Here is a 1,138-nt window from a genome sequence, read left to right as displayed (position 1 = left end):
GCTATTGTGTCGTGAGGTCGTGGTTGAGGATCTTGGCGGCTTTGCTGATGGATCCGGGCATGAGGTGGCGGTAGATCTTGTAGGTGACCTCGATGGTTTTGTGTCCCATCCATTCTGCGACGTCGGTGATGGGGATGCCGTGGTTGAGGCAGTTCGAGGCGAAGAAGTGCCGGAAGCTGTAGACGACCATTCCCTCGGGGATGTCAGTCTGCCCGGCTTTCTTGATCCGCTTCCACTGGTTGGCGATGTGGTAGTGGGGAAAAGTGCGCGACGGGTCGCCGGGATGACGCAGCAGGTAGCCGTCGACGGTGCCGTGCTTGTCCGCGTACCACTCGATGGTCCGCCGTGTGCGGGCAGGCAGGGGCACGTCCCGGTATTCGTCGGGCCGGCGGTGTTTGAGCCGGTCGTACTGGCAGGTGGTCCGGTTGACCTGTTCGGTGATCCGGTAGACGTCGTCGGCGACGATGTTGTTGACGTTCACGGCGAAGGCCTCGCCGTTGCGCATCCCGCATCCGCTCATCAGGTCGGTGACGAGCGTGAAGCTGTCGTCGCCGGCGGAACGTATGTCCTGCAACTGGGCGGGTGAAGGGATCACCACCCGCTTGGGGTCGTACTGCGGCGCTTTGATGCCGGCCACCGGGTTGTCGTCGAACAGCCCCAGCCGGTGCGCGTCCAGCAGGATCGCCTTGAGCTTGTCGAACGCGTTGGACTGCGCCGCCAGTCCCACCCCGTTGCGCTCCATCGTCTGGAGGAACCCCTCGACGACCTTGTGGTCGAAGGTCTCCATCCGACGGCTGCCCAGCTGCGGCAGCAGATGAATGTCCAGCAGCGACTCCAGGTGCCTCACAGACGCCGGCCCAAGATCACGCTGGGCGGCCTTCCATCCCGCCGCATACTCCCCGAACCGCATCGCCCCGTACTTCGCGACCCGCTCCGCCTTCACCTGCCCCCGCGGAGCAGCCTTCTTCCCGTTGTAGATCTCCACCAACCGCTCGGCGGCCTGATCCTGGGTCGCGAACCCCGACTCCTCCCTCTGACCCCCACCCGCCGCCCGGTAACGGATCTTGTAGAAGTGAGGACACTTCGACCACCGCGACCGCGGATGCCCACACTCCTTAAAAAACGAACCCATCCCACG

At 64.1% G+C, this 1,138-nt stretch carries 1 protein-coding gene; it reads right to left on the bottom strand.

Features of this window, described 5'->3' with window-relative positions; all coding sequences use genetic code 11:
* Position 1: 1 nt before the first annotated feature.
* Positions 2-1,138 (bottom strand): tyrosine-type recombinase/integrase (locus ABZT02_RS46165; RefSeq protein WP_356029486.1); only part of this gene is annotated, 1,137 nt, incomplete at its 5' end.

The organism is Streptomyces sp. NPDC005402 (assembly GCF_040606575.1).
In the GTDB taxonomy this organism is placed as follows: domain Bacteria; phylum Actinomycetota; class Actinomycetes; order Streptomycetales; family Streptomycetaceae; genus Streptomyces.
This window is presented reverse-complemented; position numbering and strand designations above follow the sequence as displayed.